General features: G+C 65.0%; 19 protein-coding genes. 7 read left to right on the top strand and 12 right to left on the bottom strand.

Annotated features, from left to right (window positions below):
* Window positions 1-1,256: 1,256 nt before the first annotated feature.
* The 4 genes from JL37_RS21635 to JL37_RS21650 all read right to left on the bottom strand — a co-directional run bounded on the left by JL37_RS21635 (window position 1,257) and on the right by JL37_RS21650 (window position 5,531).
* The gene (locus tag JL37_RS21635) at window positions 1,257-1,997 is read right to left on the bottom strand and encodes an amino acid ABC transporter ATP-binding protein (RefSeq protein WP_043546646.1); all 741 of its coding nucleotides are present in this window, start codon (window positions 1,995-1,997) and stop codon (window positions 1,257-1,259) included.
* A 60-nt stretch (window positions 1,998-2,057) separates the two neighbouring features.
* Window positions 2,058-3,158, bottom strand: a complete 1,101-nt coding sequence (locus tag JL37_RS21640) for an amino acid ABC transporter permease (protein ID WP_043546647.1) — start codon at window positions 3,156-3,158, stop codon at window positions 2,058-2,060.
* Between the two features lies 1 nt (window position 3,159).
* Window positions 3,160-4,350 carry an amino acid ABC transporter permease gene (locus tag JL37_RS21645; RefSeq protein WP_043546648.1) on the bottom strand — a complete coding sequence of 397 codons (1,191 nt, stop codon included), beginning with the start codon at window positions 4,348-4,350 and terminating at the stop codon, window positions 3,160-3,162.
* Between the two features lie 164 nt (window positions 4,351-4,514).
* Window positions 4,515-5,531 carry an amino acid ABC transporter substrate-binding protein gene (locus JL37_RS21650; protein ID WP_043546649.1) on the bottom strand — a complete coding sequence of 339 codons (1,017 nt, stop codon included), beginning with the start codon at window positions 5,529-5,531 and terminating at the stop codon, window positions 4,515-4,517.
* 308 nt (window positions 5,532-5,839) lie between these two features.
* Here JL37_RS21650 and JL37_RS21655 point away from each other — a divergent pair, with 308 nt between their 5' ends.
* From JL37_RS21655 to JL37_RS21675, 5 genes are all read left to right on the top strand, one after another.
* The gene (locus JL37_RS21655; RefSeq protein WP_043546651.1) at window positions 5,840-6,562 is read left to right on the top strand and encodes a cell division ATP-binding protein FtsE; all 723 of its coding nucleotides are present in this window, start codon (window positions 5,840-5,842) and stop codon (window positions 6,560-6,562) included.
* Complete coding sequence (locus tag JL37_RS21660) at window positions 6,559-7,467, top strand: ABC transporter permease (protein ID WP_043546652.1); 909 nt, start codon at window positions 6,559-6,561, stop codon at window positions 7,465-7,467. Before JL37_RS21655 ends, JL37_RS21660 begins: the two co-directional genes overlap by 4 nt.
* A gap of 302 nt (window positions 7,468-7,769) precedes the next feature.
* Window positions 7,770-8,483, top strand: a complete 714-nt coding sequence (cheD, locus tag JL37_RS21665; protein WP_043546653.1) for a chemoreceptor glutamine deamidase CheD — start codon at window positions 7,770-7,772, stop codon at window positions 8,481-8,483.
* Between the two features lie 30 nt (window positions 8,484-8,513).
* Entirely contained in the window at window positions 8,514-9,044 is a 531-nt protein-coding gene (gene thpR, locus JL37_RS21670; RefSeq protein ID WP_043546654.1) for an RNA 2',3'-cyclic phosphodiesterase, read from the top strand.
* Window positions 9,045-9,092: 48 nt separating this feature from the next.
* Entirely contained in the window at window positions 9,093-9,653 is a 561-nt protein-coding gene (locus tag JL37_RS21675; protein WP_043546655.1) for a 5'-3'-deoxyribonucleotidase, read from the top strand.
* A 45-nt stretch (window positions 9,654-9,698) separates the two neighbouring features.
* Here the strand turns inward: JL37_RS21675 and JL37_RS21680 are convergent, their stop codons facing one another.
* From JL37_RS21680 to JL37_RS21715, 8 genes are read right to left on the bottom strand one after another with little or no spacing between them, the layout of a single operon-like run.
* On the bottom strand, window positions 9,699-10,856 hold the full coding sequence (locus tag JL37_RS21680) for an iron-containing alcohol dehydrogenase (protein WP_043546656.1): 1,158 nt from the start codon (window positions 10,854-10,856) through the stop codon (window positions 9,699-9,701).
* A gap of 9 nt (window positions 10,857-10,865) precedes the next feature.
* Entirely contained in the window at window positions 10,866-12,308 is a 1,443-nt protein-coding gene (locus tag JL37_RS21685; protein WP_043546657.1) for an aldehyde dehydrogenase family protein, read from the bottom strand.
* A gap of 30 nt (window positions 12,309-12,338) precedes the next feature.
* Window positions 12,339-13,055, bottom strand: coding sequence for an ABC transporter ATP-binding protein (locus JL37_RS21690; RefSeq protein WP_043546658.1), 717 nt, complete (start codon window positions 13,053-13,055; stop codon window positions 12,339-12,341).
* The gene (locus JL37_RS21695) at window positions 13,055-14,818 is read right to left on the bottom strand and encodes an ATP-binding cassette domain-containing protein (RefSeq protein WP_043546659.1); all 1,764 of its coding nucleotides are present in this window, start codon (window positions 14,816-14,818) and stop codon (window positions 13,055-13,057) included. Before JL37_RS21695 ends, JL37_RS21690 begins: the two co-directional genes overlap by 1 nt.
* The gene (locus JL37_RS21700) at window positions 14,815-15,723 is read right to left on the bottom strand and encodes a branched-chain amino acid ABC transporter permease (RefSeq protein ID WP_043546661.1); all 909 of its coding nucleotides are present in this window, start codon (window positions 15,721-15,723) and stop codon (window positions 14,815-14,817) included. The genes JL37_RS21695 and JL37_RS21700 overlap by 4 nt, the downstream gene beginning before the upstream one ends.
* Before the next feature lie 10 nt (window positions 15,724-15,733).
* Window positions 15,734-16,915, bottom strand: coding sequence for an ABC transporter substrate-binding protein (locus tag JL37_RS21705; protein WP_043546663.1), 1,182 nt, complete (start codon window positions 16,913-16,915; stop codon window positions 15,734-15,736).
* A gap of 49 nt (window positions 16,916-16,964) precedes the next feature.
* Window positions 16,965-17,321 (bottom strand): hypothetical protein, encoded by a 357-nt coding sequence (locus tag JL37_RS21710; protein WP_043546664.1) that lies wholly within the window; start codon window positions 17,319-17,321, stop codon window positions 16,965-16,967.
* The gene (locus JL37_RS21715) at window positions 17,318-18,655 is read right to left on the bottom strand and encodes an acyclic terpene utilization AtuA family protein (RefSeq protein WP_043546665.1); all 1,338 of its coding nucleotides are present in this window, start codon (window positions 18,653-18,655) and stop codon (window positions 17,318-17,320) included. The genes JL37_RS21710 and JL37_RS21715 overlap by 4 nt, the downstream gene beginning before the upstream one ends.
* A 102-nt stretch (window positions 18,656-18,757) precedes the next feature.
* Here JL37_RS21715 and JL37_RS21720 point away from each other — a divergent pair, with 102 nt between their 5' ends.
* Together JL37_RS21720 and JL37_RS21725 are read left to right on the top strand one after the other, a co-directional pair.
* Window positions 18,758-19,660 carry a LysR family transcriptional regulator gene (locus JL37_RS21720; RefSeq protein ID WP_043546666.1) on the top strand — a complete coding sequence of 301 codons (903 nt, stop codon included), beginning with the start codon at window positions 18,758-18,760 and terminating at the stop codon, window positions 19,658-19,660.
* A 224-nt stretch (window positions 19,661-19,884) separates the two neighbouring features.
* Window positions 19,885-21,222: an NAD(P)H-dependent oxidoreductase gene (locus JL37_RS21725; RefSeq protein ID WP_043546667.1), complete on the top strand. Its 1,338-nt coding sequence runs from the start codon at window positions 19,885-19,887 to the stop codon at window positions 21,220-21,222.
* The last annotated feature ends 4 nt before the right edge of the window (window positions 21,223-21,226 follow it).

Raw genomic sequence — 21,226 nt, forward strand, 5'->3', positions numbered from 1 at the left:
TGGCCTCTCGATCTGAAGCACCGCGCCGGAGGGTGTCAGACACGAATCGAATTTCGGCCGCCGACGCCGTTGGTGTCTGACACCCGGGGAGCGCCGGCTCGATTCGTGCCATCGTCTCGTAAGGGTGTCAGACACGGGCGGAAGGGCATCGAAACGCGAGGCTGAGCCGTTTCTTGTGTCTGACACCCTGGGGAACCGGCCTCTAGATCTGAAGCACCGCGACAAAGGGTGTCAGACACGGGCGGAAGGGCATCGAAACGCGAGGCTGAGCCGTTTCTTGTGTCTGACACCCTGGGGAGCCGGCCTCTCGATCTGAAGCACCGCGCCAGAGGGTGTCAGACACGAATCGAATTGCGGCCGCCGACGTCGTTGGTGTCAGACACCCGGGAAGCGCCGGCTTGATGCGTGCCGTCATTTCGTGGGGGTGTCAGACACGGGCGGAAGGGAATCGAAACGCGAGGCTGAGCCGTTTCTTGTGTCTGACACCCTGGGGAGCCAGCCTCTCGATCTGAAGCACCGCGACAGAGGGTGTCAGACACGAATCGAATTGCGGCCGCCGACGCCGTTGGTGTCAGACACCCGGGAAGCGCCGGCTTGATACGTGCCGTCATTTCGTGGGGGTGTCAGACACGGGCGGAAGGGAATCGAAACGCGAGGCTGAGCCGTTTCTTGTGTCTGACACCCTGGGGAGCCGGCCTCTCGATCTGAAGCACCGCGCCAGAGGGTGTCAGACACGAATCGAATTGCGGCCGCCGACGTCGTTGGTGTCAGACACCCGGGAAGCGCCGGCTTGATGCGTGCCGTCATTTCGTGGGGGTGTCAGACACGGGCGGAAGGGAATCGAAACGCGAGGCTGAGCCGTTTCTTGTGTCTGACACCCTGGGGAGCCGGCCTCTAGATCTGAAGCACCGCACCAGAGGGTGTCAGACACGAATCGAATTTCGGCCGCCGACGTCGTTGGTGTCTGACACCCAGGAAGCGCCGGCTTGATGCGTGCCGTCATTTCGTGGGGGTGTCAGACACGGGCGGAAGGGAATCGAAACGCGAGGCTGAGCCGTTTCTTGTGTCTGACACCCTGGGGAGCCGGCCTCTAGATCTGAAGCACCGCGCCAGAGGGTGTCAGACACGAAGCGAATTGCGGCTGCCGACGCCGTTGGTGTCTGACACCCGGGAAGCGTCGGCTTGATGCGTGCCGTCATTTCGTGGGGGTGTCAGACACGAAGCACGTCATCATCATCACGGAGGCGGTTTTGGAATCAGTGCAGGATCTGGCTCAGGAACAGTTTGGTCCGCTCGTTCTGCGGATTGTCGAAGAACTCGTCCGGGCTGTTCTGCTCGATGATCTCGCCGCGATCCATGAAGATCACGCGGTTGGCGACCTTCCGCGCGAAGCCCATTTCGTGGGTCACGCAAATCATGGTCATGCCGCTTTCCTGGGCCAGGTTGACCATCACGTCCAGCACTTCCTTGACCATTTCCGGGTCCAGCGCGGAGGTCGGCTCATCGAACAGCATGATCTTGGGGTTCATGCACAGGGACCGCGCGATCGCCACGCGCTGCTGCTGGCCGCCCGACAACTGGCCCGGGAACTTCGTGGCCTGTTCGGGAATGCGCACCCGCTCCAGGTACTTCATGGCGGTGGCTTCCGCTTCCGCGCGAGGCTTCTTCAGCACCCACATGGGTCCCAGCGTCAAGTTCTCCAGCACCGTCAGGTGGGGGAAAAGGTTGAAGTGCTGGAACACCATGCCGACGTCCTTGCGGATGGTCTCGATGTGCTTCAGGTCATTGGTGAGCTCGGTGCCGTCCACGATGATGTGGCCCTTCTGATGCTCTTCCAGACGGTTGATGCAGCGGATCATGGTGGACTTACCCGAGCCGGACGGTCCGCACACCACGATGCGCTCGCCTGGCGCGACTTCCAGGTTGATGTTGCGCAATACGTGGAACTGGCCGTACCACTTGTTCACGTCCTGCAGACTGATGATGGCATTGGACATGCCTGTACTCCCATAGATATCGCTGGGCGCGCCCGCCAGTGGCGGACGCGCGGCAAGTTGCTAGCGTGCGTGGCCGGTGGCCAGGCGTTTCTCCAGCGCTTGGCTGTATTTGGACATGGAAAAGCAGAACACGAAGTAGATGAGCGAGATGAACAGGTACGCCTCCACCCCGAAGCCCCGCCATGCCGCGTCGGACAAGGCCGCCTTGGCCGCCAGCGTCAGGTCGAAGATGCCGATGATGACCACCAGCGACGTGTCCTTGAACAGGGCGATGAAAATGCTGACCAGCGGCGGGATCACGATCTTCAGCGCCTGCGGCAGGATGATCTTGCGCATCTGCTGCCAGTAGCTCAAACCCAGGGAATCGGCGCCTTCGTACTGGCCCTTGGGAATCGCCTGCAGGCCGCCGCGCACCGTTTCGGCGATGTACGCCGCCGCGAACATGATGATCGCGATCTGCGCGCGCAGCAGCTTGTCGATGGAAAAGCCCTCCGGCAGGAACAGCGGCAGCATCACCGACGACATGAACAGCAGGCTGATCAGGGGCACGCCGCGGATCAGCTCGATGTACACGACGCACAGCGCCTTGATGGCGGGCATCTTCGAACGCCGGCCCAGCGCCAGCAGCACGCCGATGGGGAACGCGAAGGCAATGCCGAACGTGGACAGGATGAGCGTGAGCGGCAAGCCGCCCCAGCGCGCGTTTTCCACGTACGAAAGGCCCAGCACGCCGCCCCACATCAGGATCGCCACGGCCGTCAGGCCCACGGTCCAGATGACGGCGAGCTTCCAGTTCCAGAAACGGCGGATACCGCTGCAGACGATCACCGCGACCAGGATGATGGTCGCGAGCAAGGGGCGCCATTGCTCGTCGAACGGATAGGTGCCGAACAGGATCAGGCGGTGCTTCTCGATGATGAACGCCCAGCAGGCGCCGCCGGAGGCGCGGCATTCCTGGGCGGTCGCCGCGTTGAAGTCGGCCTTGATGAATGCCCATTCCACCAGCGCCGGCACCGCCATGAGCAGGAACCAGGCCAACAGCACCGTGATGAGGATGTTCAGCGGCGACGAGAACAGGCGCGACTTGAGCCAGGCCCAGGGCCCCACATGCGAGCTGGGCGGCGGCATGGCCTCGGTGGGAGTATGCGTAGTGCTGCTCATCTCAACGCTCCACCAGCGCGATGCGCTTGTTGTACCAGTTCATGAATATCGAGATCGACAGGCTGACCGTGAGATACGCGGCCATGATGATCAGGATGCCCTCGATGGCCTGCCCGGTCTGGTTCAGCGTCGTGTTCACCACCGACACGATGTCCGGGTAGCCGATGGCCACCGCCAGGGAGCTGTTCTTGGTCAGGTTCAGGTACTGGCTCGTCATCGGGGGAATGATGACGCGCAGGGCCTGGGGCAGGACCACCAGGCGCAGCACCTGCTTGCGGCGCAGCCCCAGGGAACCCGCCGCCTCCCACTGGCCGTTGCTCACCGCCTGGATGCCCGAACGGACCACTTCGGCGATGAACGCCGACGTGTAGATCACCAGGCCCGCAAGCAGCGCGGCGAATTCGGGCGAGAGCGTCAGGCCGCCCGAGAAGTTAAAGCCCTTGAGTACCGGCATGTCCAGCGTCAGCGACGCTCCGCTGACCAGCCACCCGATGATGGGCAGGCCGATGAGCAGGCCGATGGCGGCGCGGCCCAGCGGGAACACCCGGCCGGTGGCCTCCTGGCGCTTTCGGCCCCAGTGGCCCAGCACGATGATGGCGATGATGGCCACGGCCAGGCCGCCCAGCATCCAGTCCAGCGAGTTCCCTTCCAGCGCGGGAACTTTCAGGCCGCGGTTGGAAATGAAGACGCCGGGCAGCGGATTGTGCGCCTGGCGCGGGCCGGGCATGTTTTCCGTGATGAGCGCGTACCAGAAGAAGAGCTGCAGCAGCAGCGGCACGTTGCGCATCACCTCGACGTAGACGGAGGTGACCTTGGAGACCAGCCAGTTCTTGGACAGGCGGCCGATGCCGATCAGCGTGCCGAGTATGGTCGCCAGCACAATGCCGATCACGGCCACGCGCAGCGTGTTGAGCAGGCCGACCAGGATGGCGCGGCCGTAGGTGTCCGCGGGGGAATAGGCGATGGCGGTTTCGCCGATGGCGAATCCGGCCTCTCGGCCAAGAAAGCCGAAGCCCGTGGCGATGTTGCGCACGGACAGGTTGTGCAGCGTGTTTGTAACCAGGAACCACACGGCCCAGGCAACGGCAGCCAGCGCGAACACCTGGTAGACCACGGAGCGCACGCCGGGATCGTTCCAGTTGAGACGCCGCGGAGGTGCCGAAAGCGGGGCGTTTTTATCGGGAGTCGTCATATGAATCTACAGAAGTCGAACATCCGGCGGCCGGGCCCTCGGCCCCGCCACCCACTCCTGCCACCCGCTCGAGGCGGGCTAGGGCCTGTGCGACGCTCCATCCGGTGTCAACAGGCCCTAGGCAAAACGGAGCGCCAGGCTCCGTTTTACCAGGCAGCCGCGCGTTAGCGCACCGGCCAGCCGTACATCAGGCCCCCTTGCTTGTAAGAGGCGTTCAGGCCACGCTCCAGCTTCATCGCGCTGCTCTTGCCCAGCGTGTTTTCGAAGCTCTCGCCGTAGTTGCCGATCTGCTTGATGATGTTGTAGGCCCACTTGTCATCCACGCCCAGGTTCTTGCCCATGCCCGGGGTCACGCCCAGGATGCGCTGGATGTTGGGGTTGGAGCTCTTGGCCATTTCGTCGACGTTGGCCTTGGTGATGCCGTATTCCTCGGCTTCCAGCATGGCGTTGAGCGACCAGCGCACGATGTTGAACCATTGCTCGTCGCCCTGGCGGACCATGGGGCCCAGCGGCTCCTTGGAGAAGTCTTCCGGCAGGATGATGAAATTGTCGGGCTTCTCGAGCGTCGTGCGGGTCGAAGCCAATTGCGACTTGTCGGTCGTGAAGGCGTCGCAACGGCCGGCCGAGAAGGCGCGGATGATTTCGTCGTACTTGTCGATCACGACCGGCTTGAATTCGATTTTCTGGCCGCGGAACCAGTCGGCCAGGTTGAGTTCGGTCGTGGTGCCGGGCTGCACGCAGATCGTGGCGCCGTTCAGCTCCTTGGCGCTCTTCACGCCCAGCTCCTTGGACACCATCACGCCCTGGCTGTCGTAGTAGTTCACGCCCACGCCGATCAGGCCCAGCGTCGTGTCGCGCGTCAGCGTGACGGTGGTGTTGCGAGTCAGGACGTCGATCTCGCCGGACTGCAGCGCGGTGAAGCGTTGCTGCGTGTTCAGCGGGGTGAACTTGACCTTGGTGGAGTCGCCGAACATGGTCGTGGCGATGGCGCGGCACAGGTCCACGTCGATGCCCTTGTATTCGCCCTTGCTGTCCGCGATGGAGAAGCCCGGGATGCCCGTCGAAACCCCACACTGGACAAACCCTTTTTTCTTGACGTTGTCGAAGGTCGCGCCAGCGTTGGCTGCCGCGGAAGCAGCGAACAGGGCGGCGCCGACAGCAGCGAGTTTCAGTACTTTCATCGTGTTCTCCGTGTGGGATAAGGCGAATTCGCGCGGGGCCGGGTTGGGCCTACGCATGGGGCGGATGGTAGCGTCCGCGCCGCAGGCGGCGCATCCGGGAATTCCCTTGAAATATAGGGACACTGGATGAAATGAAACGCAGTTTTCATACGAAAAGAGGGACGCTTTTTCGCGCCGGGCCGCTATGAAGCAAGGCCTTGCTTCGGGCAGCAGGCGCCGGCAGGAAAATTTTCGCGCCTCATCGCCCTGTCGGCTTAGGCCACCTTAGTGTCCCCGAGTTACTATTGCGGCTTCATCTGACAGCCGCCATGATCGAATTCCAGCACGTATTCAAATCATATGGTCGCGGCCGCAATATCCTGGCCGACATCAACTTCCGCGTGAGCGCGGGAGAGTTCGTTTTCGTATCGGGGCCGTCCGGCGCCGGGAAGTCCACCCTGCTCAAGCTGATCGGCGGGCTCGAACCCGCCAGCCGGGGGGCCATCCAGGTCAACGGCCAGCGGCTGGACAAGCTGCCCGCCCGCGCCCGGCCGTACCTGCGGCGCGCGGTGGGCGTCATCCTGCAGGATACGCACCTGCTGTTCGACCGCAGCGCATTCGAAAACGTGATGCTGCCCCTGGCGGTCACCGGCCATGCATGGAACTCGGCCGCCGCCCGCGCCCGCGCCGCGCTGGACAAGGTGGGCCTGTCGGGCAAGGAAGACCTGAATCCGATCGAACTGTCGGGCGGCGAACAGCAGCGCCTGGCGATTGCGCGGGCCATCGTGAACCGGCCGGCGATCCTGATCGCGGACGAGCCCACCGCCAACCTCGATCACGACAACGCGCAACGCATCATGAACGTTTTCCGTGACTTCAACCGCGTCGGCGTCACCACGCTGATCGCTTCGCACGACCAGGAGCTCATGGCCGGCTACGCCACCCGCACCCTGCGCATCGAGCCTGGCAAGTTCGCCGACTCCCACGGCGCCGCGCAGCCTTCCGACGCGGGCGCCGCGCGCGGCCACGGCCAGCAAGGAGAAACGGCATGAACGCCTGGCTGCGGCAGCACCGCTATGCGTTGATGGTCACCCTGCGCCGGCTGGTCAAGCAACCGTTCTCATCGCTGGCCAACCTGCTCGTCATGGCGCTGGCGCTGGCTCTGCCGCTGCTTGGCAGCGCGATCCTGGTCTCGGTCCAGCCCGTGGCGCGGGAAATGTCCGTCACCCCGGAAGTCACCGTTTTCATGCGCGTGGACGCGCCTGCCGGCGCCGCCGCCGACGTGGCCAAGCGCATCCAGGGCGAATACGCGCAAGAGGTTCGCGCCGTGCGTGTGGTGGGCCGCGAGGACGCCTTGGCGGACCTGCGCGCCAACCCCGCCTGGCAGCAGGCGCTGGCCGTGCTGCCGGGCAACCCCCTGCCCGACGCGGTCGTGGTCACGCTGGCCGACGGCGAGGACCTGTCCGGCCGGGCGGACAAGCTTGCGACGGCCTGGAAGCAATGGAACCACGTGGACCTCGTGCAGCTGGACAGCGCCTGGGTCCAACGCCTGGAGGCGATCCTGCGCTTCGCCCGCATCGGGCTGGGATTCCTGGCGGCCTGCGTGGCCGTCGTGGTGCTGGCAACCGTCTTCAATACCGTGCGCATGCAGGCGCTTTCCCAGCGCGAGGAAATCGGCGTGGCGCGGCTCGTCGGCGCCACCGAATCGTTCGTGCGCCGGCCCTTCCTGTACCTGGGAGCTCTCTCGGGGGCCGTGGCGGCGCTGTTGTCCATCGGCGTGGCGGCAATTGCGCTGGCCCCGCTGAACGACGCTCTCGTCGGGCTGGCCCGCAGCTATGGGGCGGAGTTCGCCCTGCACTTACCCGGCCCGGCCGTGCTGATCGGCGCCGTCGTGGCCGCTGCCGCCCTGGGCGCCCTGTCCGCCCGCTGGTCGGTTACCCGCAGCACGCGCTTCTGACGGCTGCCCAAAGGCTTCGTATAGCCCCCCTTCGTCCCCGTGATCCGGGGAACGGTTCCCGCCCGCCTGTGTAGCATGCTCGCATGCACTCTGGCGGGCGCGCGTATTAGCCGTCCGCTGGTTTCAAAAACCAGGGACGCACCGCACCCTGAGCCGGGATCGTCCGTTACACAGGATTTCTCCCGCTTGTCGCCCGGATATGCAAGAATAAAGCGACATTTTCTTACATTTTTTGAAATAAAGCCGTTTTACCACCAGCTCCTTCGTGACCCACTCGCCGTCCTTGTCTCCTATCCCGCCCCATGGCCGCCCGTCTTGAAGCCCGCGCAACGCGCCACTATTTCGATAGCGCGTTCCAGTGTCAGGCGGTGAAAGTACTGCCCAACGAGTACTACGTCACCGACGAAGACCTGATGATCTCGACCGTCCTGGGGTCGTGCGTTGCCGCCTGTATCCACGATCCCGTGACGGGCGTGGGCGGAATGAACCATTTCATGTTGCCGGAAGGCGACATGCAGTCGCCCGCCTCGGCCACTATGCGCTACGGCGCATTCGCCATGGAAGTGCTGATCAACGAACTGCTGAAGGCCGGCGCCGTGCGCTCGCGGCTGGAAGCCAAGGTGTTCGGCGGCGGCGCCGTGCTTTCCGCCATGCAGCAGATGAACATCGGCGAGCGCAACGGCCAGTTCGTCCTCACTTACCTGAAAACGGAAGGCATCCCCGTCAAGGCGCAGGATCTGGGCGACGTGCACGCGCGCCGCATCAATTACTTCCCGCGGGACGGCCGCGTGATGGTCCGCAAGATGGCGCCGCACCACCAGCGCGCCGAGGAACTCATCGCCAAGCGCGAACAGGCGGCCGCCCAGAGCGTGCAGGCCAAAACGGAAAGCCCTCCGCGCGTGGAGCGTTTTTCCCGGCCGGGCGTGGAACGCTTCGACCGCCCCGCCCGGCCCGGCGTGGAGCGTTTCGACACGGGCGTCACCCGCCGGCGCAGGCCCGAGACCACGGGCAGCTGAACCGCGCGGCCGTGCCCCTACAATCACGGCATGTCGACCGTCCGCCTCTTCTACGCGCTGTGGCCCTCGCCCCCGCTGGCAGGATCGCTTGCGGCCTGGGCGGAACAGGCCCGGCCCGGTTGCGGCGGACGCGCCATGCGCACGGAAACCCTGCACATGACCCTGGCCTTCCTGGGGCCGGTGGATGCCGCGCTCGCGGACGAGCTGGCCGCCGCGACGCCTGAGAAACGCATCGCTCCCGGAGAGATCCAGGTGGACCGCTACGGGGTGTTCGGCCGCCAGCGCATCCTCTGGGCCGGCCCCGACAGCACGCCCGCCGGCCTGCAGGCCGCGCATGACGGGCTATGGCAGTGGCTGGCCGGATTCGGCCTGGGCGCGCCGCAGCACCCATTCCGCCCGCACGTCACCCTGCTGCGCAACATCGAGCGGCCCCAGCCGCCCGCCGACGCGCCCCCGCCCCTGCTGTGGCGCTACGACCGCATGGTGCTGGTCGCCTCCGAATCGCTCACGGGCGGCAGCCGCTACCGCATCGTCGCGCAGTCCCGGCCGCAACCTGCCTGACCGCCCGCTCTGGCACAATCGGACGGTCGCAACAACCGCCGGACCGCCATGATCATCCTGCTGGACCAAGACGGCGTGCTCGCCGATTTCGAACACGCCTTTATCGACGCGTGGCGCGAGCGCCATCCCGGCATTCCCCCCGTGGCGTTCGAAGACCGCAAATCCTTCTACATCCGCCAGGACTACGCCCCCGAGCTGCGCGGCATGGCCGAAGCCATCTACACCGCGCCCGGCTTCATCCGCAACCTGCCCCCGGTGCCCGGCGCCCTGGAGGCGGTACAGGAATTGCTGGCGCTAGGCATGGACGTGCGCATCTGCTCCTCGCCGCTGTCCCAGTTCGAGAACTGCGTGGCGGAAAAATACCTCTGGGTGGAAAAACACCTGGGGCGCGACGCCACCAACCGGCTGATCCTGACCAAGGACAAGACGCTGGTGCACGGCAATCTACTGATCGACGACAAGCCCCTGATCGAGGGCGCGGTGAAACCGCGCTGGAAGCACATCCTGTTCGACGCGCCCTACAACCGCGAGGTCGCGGACCGCCCTCGCATCACCTGGAAGAACTGGCGCAACGTGCTGGCGGGAGAGCTGTATACGGCAGACGAGTGAGTCCTGTTCAGCAGGCCGCCTACGCCGGGATTCCGATAGGCATCCTCAGTAAGCCCGACGGAACAAGGCGCGGAAATCTGCCTCGGTAGTGTGGCGTGGATTCCAGCGGTTGTAGTCCGCTGCATAACTGCGCCGCGCCAGCTCGTCGAGCGAATCTTCCGTAACGCCTGCATCACGCAGGCGGGCGGGGATGCCCAGATCGATACAAAGTTCACGTATCGCGTCGACGGTACGGCGCGCCGCCTCGCGCTGCGACAGGCCCCGGCTATCCACGCCGAGAATACCGGCAACGTCAACATAGCGCGCAGGGTTGGCGATCAGGTTGAATTCCGCCACCGTAGGCAGGCACAGCGCATTGGCCAGCCCGTGCGGGATATGGAACACCGCACCCAGCGGCAACGCCATGCAATGCACGTTGCCCAGGCCCGTCACCCCGAAAGACATCGCCGCCATCGAAGAGCCGCACAACATGTCCATCGCTGCGCGGGTATTGCGGCGATTGGCCACGAATTGCCGGATGCTGCCGGCAATCAGCGTCATGGCATGCATGTTGACCGCATCCGAAAAGGGATTGGCCAGTTTGGACAGATATGACTCGAACGCATGCACAAAGGCATCGATGCCCGCATGCGCCGCCACGTGCGCCGGCATGGATCCAACCGCCAGAGGGTCCAGTATGGCCACCTGGGCCGGGCTGAAGGCAGCATGGCGGATAGCCATCTTGACGTTGCGCACGGTATCGGTGATCACGCAGGCGCCAGACACCTCCGAACCGGTGCCAGCCGTGGTCGGCACGGCATACAGCGACATGGGACGTATGCTGAATTTCTCCACGCCCTCGTAATCGGCGATCCTGCCGCCATTTGTCATCAGGATGGCCACGGACTTGGCGACATCGATGGTACTGCCTCCCCCGATGGCAATAATGGCCTCGCTGCCATGGGCGCGACAGCGCTCGTAGGCCGCATGCACCGTCGTGTCGCTGGGGTCGGGCTCGACCTCCGCAAACAGAGCCAGCGACAGCTGGCGCTCGCCCAGCCTGGCCATGATCGCGCGCGCGATCTCGCTCTCGACCAGGGCCGGATCCACCACCACAAACACACGCTGCGCGCCGCCGTCTGCCACGATGGCCGGCAGTTGCTGGTGGGCGTCCACGCCCAACACCAGGCGGGTCGGGCAGGCAAAACTCGAAACAGGGTACATGGCGATAACCTAGATGCGGATGCAGATATTCTTGAGCTGGGTGTACGACAACAGAGCATCCAGGCCTTTTTCGCGGCCGAAGCCGGATTTTCGGTAACCGCCAAACGGCAACTCCACTCCGCCGCCGGCGCCATAGCAGTTGACGAAGACCTGCCCGGCCTGCACCCGCTGCGCCAGCCTGTGCGTCTGGCCCACGTCGCGCCCCCAGATACCGGCGACCAGGCCATACTCCGTGCCATTGGCGATTTCCGCGGCCTCGTCGATATTGTCAAAGGGCACCAGGGTCAGCACCGGCCCGAAGATTTCCTCCTGATGCACTCGCATCAGGGGATGGGCACCGTCGAGCAAGGTGGGCATCACGAAATTGCCGGCATCCAAATTCGCGCCCGCCAGCGGCTGCCCGCCGACGATAACCTCGGCCCCTTCCTCACGGCCAAGGTCGATATACTCCAGCACCTTGCGCTGCTGGTCGCGGCTGACCAGCGCGCCGATATCCGGATCGTTCAAGCCAGGCCCCACTCGCAGCTGGGCGGCCAGCGCCGTCAGACGCTCGCGCAGCGCCTTGTGCGCGCCGCGCTGCACCAGAATGCGAGTGCCCGCCGAGCAGGTCTGCCCAGCATGCGGAAAGGCCGCCTTGAGCAACAACGGCGCGGCCGCGTCCAAATCCGCGTCGGCCAGCACGATATTGGGCGACTTGCCCCCCAGTTCCAACAGCACGGGCACGATGTTCTCGGCAGCCGCCTTCATTACCCCCTTTCCGGTTGCCACCGAACCGGTGAATACCACCAGGCCTACGCCCGGATGCGCGGCTAGCGCCGCACCAGACTCATGGCCCAGCCCAGTCACGATGTTCAGCACCCCGGCCGGCAAGCCCGCCTCGTGGCAGATGCGGGTGAGTTCAAGCACACTCAGGCAGGCCAACTCGGCCGGCTTCATCACGACGGTATTGCCCGTGGCCAACGCCGGCGCCAGGCCGCGCGACGCGATCTGCAAGGGGTAGTTCCAAGGCACGATCTGCGCGGTCACGCCCATAGGCTCGCGCATCGTGAAATCGAAGTATTCCGCGCCCAGCGGGATGGAGCTGCCCAGCACCTTGTCAGCCACCCCGGCGTAGTACTCGAAGAAGCGCGCGGCGGCCACAGCATCAGCCTGCGCCTGCTTGAGGGGCTTGCCTGTGTCCAGGCTCTCAAGACGGGCCAGATGCTCCTGTTCCAGCGTGATGCGGCGGGCGATTTCCGCCAGTACGCGCGCGCGCTGAACCGGCGGGCATTCGGCCCAACTGCGCAGGGCGCGCCGCGCGCTCTGCACAGCAGCATCCACTTCGCCTGCCTGGCCGCGCGCAATCGCGGCGATGGGCTGGCCGGTGGCGGGGTCCAGCACCTCGATCGTGTCGCCCGAACGCGCAGGGCCCCAGACGCCGTCGATGAAGCAACCGTATTGCGGGAGTGTCATGACAAATCCTTGTTCAATAAGTAGGAGATCTCAGGCGGCGAACTCGCCGCCCAGATAAGCTTCACGTATGCGCGGATCGCGTCGCAACTCGGCGGCCGGCCCCTCTAGCGTCACCGACCCGCTCTCGAGCACATAAGCCCGATCCGCGATCGCCAGGGCCTGGTTGGCCATCTGCTCAATCAGCAGAACCGTCATGCCTTCGGCCCGCAGGCGCTTGAGCCCCCGGAAGATATCCACCGCCACCAGCGGCGCCAGGCCCAACGAGGGTTCATCCAGGATCAGCAGCCGGGGGTTGGACATCAGGGCGCGGGCGATGGCCAGCATCTGCTGCTCGCCCCCGCTCAAGGTGCCTGCGACCTGCTCGCGGCGTTCCCTGAGCCTGGGGAACATCTCGAAATAGCCTTCGACCTGGCGTGCCACGCGATTGCGGTCCTGGCGGATGAGGTAGCCGCCCAGCAGCAGGTTCTCGTATACAGTCTGGTCGGTAAACACTTGGCGTCCCTCGGGCGCCATGGCCAGACCGGCCATCACGCGCTGGGGCGTCGACAGCCCGCGCAGATCGCGGCCTTCGAACCGCAGTTGCCCGCTGGCCGGCACCAGACCCATGACGCCGCGCAAAAGACTGCTCTTGCCCGCACCATTGGCTCCCAGCAAGGCAACGATCTCGCCCTGCTCGATCCGCATCGAAACACCGCGCACCGCGCGTACCGGACCATACGAGATTTCCATATCCTCGATGTCGAGCATCATTCCTCCAATCCCGTATCGCTGCCCAGGTAAGCCTCGATCACACGCGGGTTGCTCTGGATATCCTTGGGACTTCCCTCCGCGATCACCAAGCCCCTATCCAGCACGACGATGTGATCCGAGATATTCATCACCAGACTCATATCGTGCTCGACCATCAGCACCGCCACGCCGAGCGCGCCGATGCGGCGCACCAGTTGGCCCAGTTCTCGGGTTTCCTGCGGATTGAGACCCGCGGCCGGCTCGTCGAGCAGAAGCAAGACCGGGCGGCTGGCCAGTGCGCGCGCCAGCTCCACGCGGCGCTGCACGCCATAAGGCAGGCTGCCCGCCCGGGCCTGGGCGTGCGCAAGCAGGCCGGTGAACGCCAGCACAGCCATGACTTCATGCCGCGCCTGCGCTTCCGACACGCCTTGGCCCAAGCGCGAATGGGCACCCACCAGCACATTGTCCAGCACCGACATGGCGCCAAACAGGCGCAGGTTCTGGAAGGTCCGCGCCACGCCGGCGGCCGCCAGCCTGTGAGCGCCGGCCCGCGTCATGTCGCGGCCTTGCAGGGTCAGCGAGCCCGCGGTCGGCGGGATGACGCCGGTCAGAATGTTGATCAGTGTGCTCTTGCCCGCCCCGTTGGGGCCAATCAGCGCGTGAATGCGCTGCGGCTCCAGCACCAGATTGACATCCTGGGCCGTCACCACGCCGCCAAAGTTCTTGCAGATGCCCGACAATTCCAGCAAGGGAACCCCCGTGGCTGCCGGGCGCACCGGCAGCTCGGTACCGATCGACGCAACCGGCAACTCGGGCGGCGCGGGCCGCCAGCGGTCGAACAGGCCGACGATGCCCCGCGGCATGAGATAGAGCGCGAACAGCAGCATCCCGCCATAGACGAAATGCTGGGCAAACGGCCACTGCGCCAGAAATACTTCGGCCAGCGTCAGCACGACGGCGCCTGCCAAGGGGCCGTAGATCGTCCCCGCGCCACCCAGCAGAACCAACAGGAGAATGAAGACCGACAGATGAAAGGTGATGAAGTCGGAATTGAAATACTGGTTCTGCTGCGCCACCAGCGCCCCGCCCAGGCCGCACAGAGCCGCCGCCACCATGAAGGCCAGTGTCTTGTAGCGGTAGACGGCGATGCCCGAACAAGCGGCGGCGATCTCGTCGAACTGCAAGGACAGCAAGGCACGCCCGAAGCGGCCACGGAAGGCGCGCGCCAGCACCAGGTGCACAGCCAGGCTCAACCCTATCACCAGCCACACCCATTGCTGCAGCGTGAACGGCGCCTGGGCGATGGTCAGCGGCGCAATCCCGTAAATGCCCTGGGCACCCCCGAACACATCGGTCCATTCCGTGACCAGTTTTTCGGCCACGATGCCGAAGGCCAGCGTCACCAGGGCCAGGCTGGGGCCTTTTACGCGCAGCGAGGGCAAGGCGATCAACAGACCTACCACGGCCGCCACCACGGGAGCCGCCGCCAGCGCCAGCGCCGGATGCCATTCCCAGCGGGCAGTCAGCAAGGCCACCGCATAGGCGCCAGCCGCGAACAGGCCGGCCTGCCCCAGGGACTTCTGGCCCGCATAGCCCGCGAGCACATTCATGCCGGCCGCGCACAGATAATAGACCCCGCACATGAACATGATGCGCAGGTAGAAATCATTGTTCAGCACCAGCGCCAGGACGGCGAGCAAGGCCGCCACGGCGACGGCGCCCGGGCGCAGGCTGCCGCGTGGACGCGGCGCCGGCTGTGCCTGAGTCTGGGCTGCGCTCATACTTTCTCCACCAGTGTCTTGCCGAACAGGCCATTGGGAAAGGCCGCCAGCACCGCAATCACCACCGCGAACACCACAATCTCGCGCCACTGCGCGCTCCACAGGCCAGTAAAGGATTCCGCCAGGCCGATCAGGATTCCGCCCAGCATGCACCCTCGCAGATTCGTGAGTCCGCCCACGATGGCGGCCGAAAAGCCCTTGAGCGCGATCACCACGCCCATGAACAGCGACGCCGAGACGATGGGCGCGATCAGCACGCCGCTCAAGCCCGCCAGGGCCGAACTAACCACAAAAGTCAGCGCCATCACGCGCGTGACGCGTATGCCCATGAGAGCGGCGGCATCGCGGTTCAGGGCGACGGCCCGCATGCTGCGACCCAGCGAGGTGCGATGCATGGCGAAGTCCACAACCCCCAAAAGCAGCATGGCGAGCACCAGCACCACGATCTCCTGCGGCCGGAAGCCGGCCCCCGCCACGCGAATTACCTCGTCGCCCAGGGGGGCCTCCACCATGCGAGCGCCCGGCCCCCAGAGAGACAGCGCAGCACTTTGCATGATGATGCCGAAGCCGATGGTGCTCATGACCCAGGACATGCCGGGCCTGCCGGCAAAAGGTCGGATGGCCGCCAGATAGAGCGGCAGCCCCATCACGCCCATAACCACGGTAGCGGCCAGGGCGGCCAGTACATAGGCCCAGGGCGAGGTCGCCGGATCTATGGCCAGCGCGCTTGCCACCAACCCTACTGTGCCCAGGCCCACGAAAGCCCCCACCGAAACGAAATCGCCTTGCGCGAAATTCAGTGTCCGCGTGGTCGTGTAGGTCAGGCTGAAACCCAAGGCGATCAAGGCATAGATACCGCCCATCGTCAGCCCGCCGATCAAGGCCTGAAGTATGGTTGTCGACATACCCTGGCCCTTACTTCTTGAAATCGGCCGGCGTCATGGCATCGAGCACCGGATCCTTGAAATCCACCACGACACCGCCTTGCCAGCGCGACCAGTGGTAGTCCTGCGCCTGCAGTCCTTCATGATTCGTGGCCGAGAACGGTTGCTTGTATTGTTTGACCAAGCCGTCGACCGGCTGTTGCAGGTTTTCCATTGCCCGGCGCACGGCCTCGCCATCCAGGCTCTGGGCCTGCTCAGCGGCAGCGGCCCATACCAGCACCGTGTCATAGGCCTGGGTCGCCGCCCAGAACATCGACGGATTAGCCAGCTTGGGGCCGATGCGCTCAAGCAGCGACTTGGCCGCCGGCGACTTGGCCTCGCTGGACGTGGTCAGGAATATCGGCCACTCCATAAGTTTGTTGCCCGCCACCTGCGGAAAGCCGCTGAACGAGGCCGCCCAGGTCGTCAGCACGCGTGGCATGTAGTCAATCTTCTCCATGCTGCGCACCAGATGGCCCAGAGGGGCGGCCTGGGCCCAGACCACCAGCGTGTCGACGCCGGCTGCCTTGGCTTTGCCCAACTGCGACGTCATGTCCGTGTCGCGCGCGTCAAACTTCTCGATCACCACCGGCTTGATACCGTGCAGGGCGGCGATCTGTTCCATGTCCTTCAAACCCGCCTGGCCATAGCCCGTGGTCTCGACAAAGAAGCCAATCTTCTTGGACTGCGGACTCTTGGCTGCGTAGGCGACCAGCGCGGCCGCCTGATCTCGGTCTACCATGGAAATGCGGAAGAGATAATTGGGATTGTTGCCGGCCGGCTCGGTGATGGCCGTGCTCGATGCGCTGGAAACCAGCACCGGCATCTTCTTCTGGTTGGCTATATGCTTCCAAGCCAGCGCATTACCCGAATTGGTCGGCCCGAAAACCACCGCCACCCGCTCGCGGTCGATCAGGTCGGTCATGTTCTGGATGGATTTGGGCGGCTGGCCCAGGTCGTCGCGCACCAAAAACGTCAGCTTGCGCCCGAGCACACCGCCGCGCTTGTTGATGTCGTCCACCGCGGCCGTGATGCCCAAAACGCCGATCTGGCCCGACTCGGCCGAGGGCGAACCCGAGATATCGCCGTTGTAGGAAATCTTGATGTCTTGGGCTTGCGCCGCGCAGGCCACGGCGGCCGTCGCCGCCAATAGCCAATGCTTGAATGTCTTCATATGTCTCCTCCGGTGGTTGGTATGCCGTGCTTGGCGGCTGTTGTAATGGCTATGGAGTCACGCCGGCGGATGCAGCTTCGTCGGGAAGGTCGATCTCCAGGTCCAGCAAATACCCCGCCAGCGACTTGCCGTGCGAATCCAGATTGAGGGCGTCATTGACGCCTCCATCCAGCACGTCATCGATGACGAAATTCATCGCCGCCAGTTGCGGCAGCAGATAGCGGCGGATTTCGCCGGGCTCCCGATGGGCGAACACGCGGCGCACGGCCGCTACGGTCACCTGGGCAACGATGCTGTCGTAATGGCGCGGGTCATAGGCAATGACACTGATATTGGAGCGATTGCCCTTATCGCCCGTGCGACCATGCGCGATCTCAAACAGATGCACCCGTTTGGTGGCCGTCATGCCAGCACCTCATGGCTTGCGCTCACCAGCGCACGGTCGATATAGGCCGAGCGCGTCTCCAGGCGCCGCCGCACGGCGCTGCGCACCCCGCCGCCCCCGGCGGGCCCGCAGCAATAAAGCGCATTGACCTCGCGCGCCAGGGTGTCGGCCGCCTCGCGCTCGGCAAACTTGCCGGCCACCCGCAGGCGCACATCGCGCGCGCCGCTGTCGGGCAGACCGCTCATCAGGCGGCCGCCATCGTCGGCCAGCAGGCTCTGTACCCCGATGAGATCGACGCGCAAACCCTCGCCCATGCGATGGCGGATCACGTCGGCGGCCAATCTGGCCCGTGCCTCGGCGCGCGGGCCACCATAGGAAATCTCGGCCTCGCCCAGCCAGCCGCCCTCATAGAAGGCGCTCACTTTGAGCGTATCGGGACGGCGATGGCCGCGCACCCCATTCAAGGCCACGCGGTCACCCCCCAGCTCGGTGACAGTGGCCGCGCTGATGTCGGCCGTGACATCCGGGGTCAGATAAGCCGATGGATCGTGCACCTCGTAAAGCAGCTGCTCGGTTACCGTGCGGCGATCAACCACACCTCCAGTTTCCTCGGCTTTGCCGATGATGCAATGCCCATCGGACAGAATCTCCGCCACCGGAAAACCCAGATTCCATAAACCCGGCACGTCCTTGAACCCGGGGTCGGCAAAATAGCCGCCCGTAACCTGCGAACCGCACTCCAGCAGATGACCCGCCATGATGGCCGGACCCAGGCGGTCCCAGTCGTCTGCCGACCAGCCGAAATGCGCCAGCGCCGGCCCGCTCACCAGCGAAGGATCCGCCACCCGGCCCGTCACCACGATATCCGCGCCATCGAGCAGGGCATCCGCGATGGCCTCTCCGCCCAGATAGACATTGGCGCTCACCAGGGCCGCAGGCCGCGCGAGACCGGCCTGACCGATCACGGCCTCGGCATCCTCCCGCGCCAACAGATCATCGCCGCGCACTACGGCCACGCGCGGGACGCGCAGCCTCAGTTCTCGTGCCAGGCGCAGGATATGCCGGGCGGCGCCCTGTGGATTCGCAGCGCCGAAATTGCTCACGATGGCGATGCGCTCGCGCAGGCACAGCTCTAACACCGGGCGTAATAATGGCTCGAGCAAGGGCTCATAACCCGCCTGTGGGTTCTCTCGGCGAGCCAATTGGGCCAAGGCCAGAGTACGTTCGGCCAACGTTTCCAGGATCAGAACACGGCGTCCTTCGCGCCGGGCCAGGGTGCGTACCACGGGCAAGGGCGCGTCCAGGCGATCCCCCGAAAAACCGGCCCCACATCCTATCCAGAGCGGCGTCACCATTGTCTCGTCATTGTTGTTGGAATGAACGAATTGTGGGAGCCGCAAACTCAGAAGTAAAATCGAAATTTCAAAACCATTTATCCAAAAAACAAATCACTCGGAATGAACATTTCCACCCGCCAGCTCCGTGCCTTCGTCAGCGCCGCCGATCACCAGAACTTCACCCGCGCGGCGGCCGAAGTAGGACTGTCACAGCCGGCGTTCAGCGCATTAATCAAATCATTGGAAGAGGAACTGGGCGCACAGCTCTTCGTACGCAACACCCGGAATATCGAGCTGTCCGCCTTCGGCAAGCTGTTCGAGTCCTTTGCGCGGCGCTCCCTGTATGAAACCGACACCGCGCTGCAACACCTACAGGACTATGCGGCGGGGCGTATCGGGAAAGTGCAGGTCGCCGCCCTCCCCTCTGTGGCCGCCAGCTGGCTGCCGCCCGTATTCCGGCAGTTCCGAGCCCAATACCCCGGCGTGACCACCGTCCTGCGCGATGGCATGTCGCAAGAGTGTGTGGAATTGCTCAGCAATGGCGAGATCGATTTCGCCATTGCTACCGTCGACCACTATGCCGCCAAACTCGAACGCCAGCTCCTGTGGCAGGACCAACTGCATCTCATCTGCCCGCCTGACCATCCCCTGGCCCGCCAACGCAAGCGCGTGACCCTGGAGCAGATCGCCCAGTACCCAATCGTCAACTTTGTCAGCCACAGCAGCGTGCGTCAGCGCGTGGATGCCACCTTCGGCCCCCATACGCTGAAGACCGTCCTGGAGGTCGAACATCTGGCAACAGCCAGTGCCATGGTCGAAAGCGGCGTGGGCCTGACCATCGTCCCCACGCTCACGCTCTACCAGTTCCGCCGCCCCACCCTCACCATCCGCGCCATCGAGGACAGCAGCTTCAAGCGCGAAGTCTTTATCCTCACCCGCAAGAACAGATTGCTCTCGCGTCCAGCCCGCGCGATGTGCGACATGGTGATGGCTCACGTGGCTGGGCTGATGCACGAAGACTGAACGCATCCTGCGTCGCTCGCTTGGACCAGGCGCAATCGCGGCGCCCTGTCGCCGGGAAGTCTTGGCCCCCCGCGTCACCAGGAATAACTGACCAATACGCTGGAGGGAGGTTTGTATACGGCAAATGAGTGAGTCCTGTTCAGCAGGCCGCGATTTAGGGCTATCCTGTACTGCCGCAGCCGCCCGGCGGCCGCGCGCACCCCACCCGGAGAGGAGCTCGCATCATGAATCTGCACCGCCTGCTCAAGCAGCGAGAAGCCGATCACAAGCCTTTGCGTGTCGCATTGCTGGGCGCCGGAAAGTTCGGCGCGATGTTCATGAGCCAGGCCCCCCGCACGCCGGGGATCCGGTTGGTCGCGGTGGCGGACCTGGTGCCCGACCGCGCCCGTGCCGCGCTCACCCGCGTGGGTTGGCCCGCCACCGCACTGAACGCCACCAGCACCGGCGACGCGCTGAAGAACGGCAAGGTCTATTTCAGCGACGATCCCCACGCCATCATCGCCAGCCCCGACGTCGACATCGTCATCGACGCCACCGGACAGGCGGCGGCGGGCATCAGCCACGTGCTGGCCTGCTGCGAGCATGGCAAACACATCATCATGGTCAACGTCGAGGCCGACGCGCTGGCCGGGCCCCTGCTGGCCCGCCGGGCGCGCGAGGCGGGCATCGTCTATTCGCTGGCGTACGGCGACCAGCCCGCCCTGATCTGCGAAATGGTGGACTGGGCGCGCGCGAGCGGCTTTGAAGTCATGGCCGCGGGCAAGGGCACCAAGTACCTGCCCGAGTTCCATACCTCCACGCCCGACACCGTCTGGCCCTATTACGGCTTCACCGCCGAAATGGTCGCGGCGGGCGACTTCAACGCCCAGATGTTCAACAGCTTCCTCGACGGCACCAAGAGCGCCATCGAAATGGCCGCCGTATCCAACGCCACCGGGCTGCTCCCCTCGCCGTCCGGCCTGCACTTCCCGCCCTGCGGCGTGGACGACCTGGCCCGCGTGCTGCGCCCGCGCGAAAGCGGCGGCATCTTGCACCACCGCGGGCAGGTGGAAGTGATTTCATCGCTGGAGCGCGACGGCAGACCGGTATTCCGCGACCTGCGCTGGGGGGTCTACGTGACCCTGGCGGCCGACAGCGATTACGTGCGCCGCTGCTTCAAGGAATACGGGCTGGTAACCGACCCCAGCGGAAATTTCACGGCCATGTACAAGCCCTACCACCTGATCGGGCTGGAACTGGGCATCAGCGTGGCCAGCGTGGGGCTGCGGCGGGAACCCACGGGCGCGCCGGCAGGATGGCACGGAGATGTGGTCGCCACCGCAAAACGCGACCTGCCGGCCGGCCAGATCCTGGACGGCGAAGGCGGCTATACGGTGTACGGCCGGCTGATGCCGGCGCGCGACTCGGTGGCGGACGGCTACCTGCCGCTGGGGCTGTCGCACCAGGTCAAGCTGAAGAATCCCGTGCGGCAATCGCAGGCGATCCGCTGGCGCGACGTGGAATACGACGGGAGCTCGACGGCAGTGCAGTTCCGCCGCGAAATGGAGCAGACCTTCGCCTAGGCCT

This window comes from Achromobacter sp. RTa, from assembly GCF_000757485.1.
Classification (GTDB): Bacteria; Pseudomonadota; Gammaproteobacteria; order Burkholderiales; family Burkholderiaceae_B; genus Achromobacter.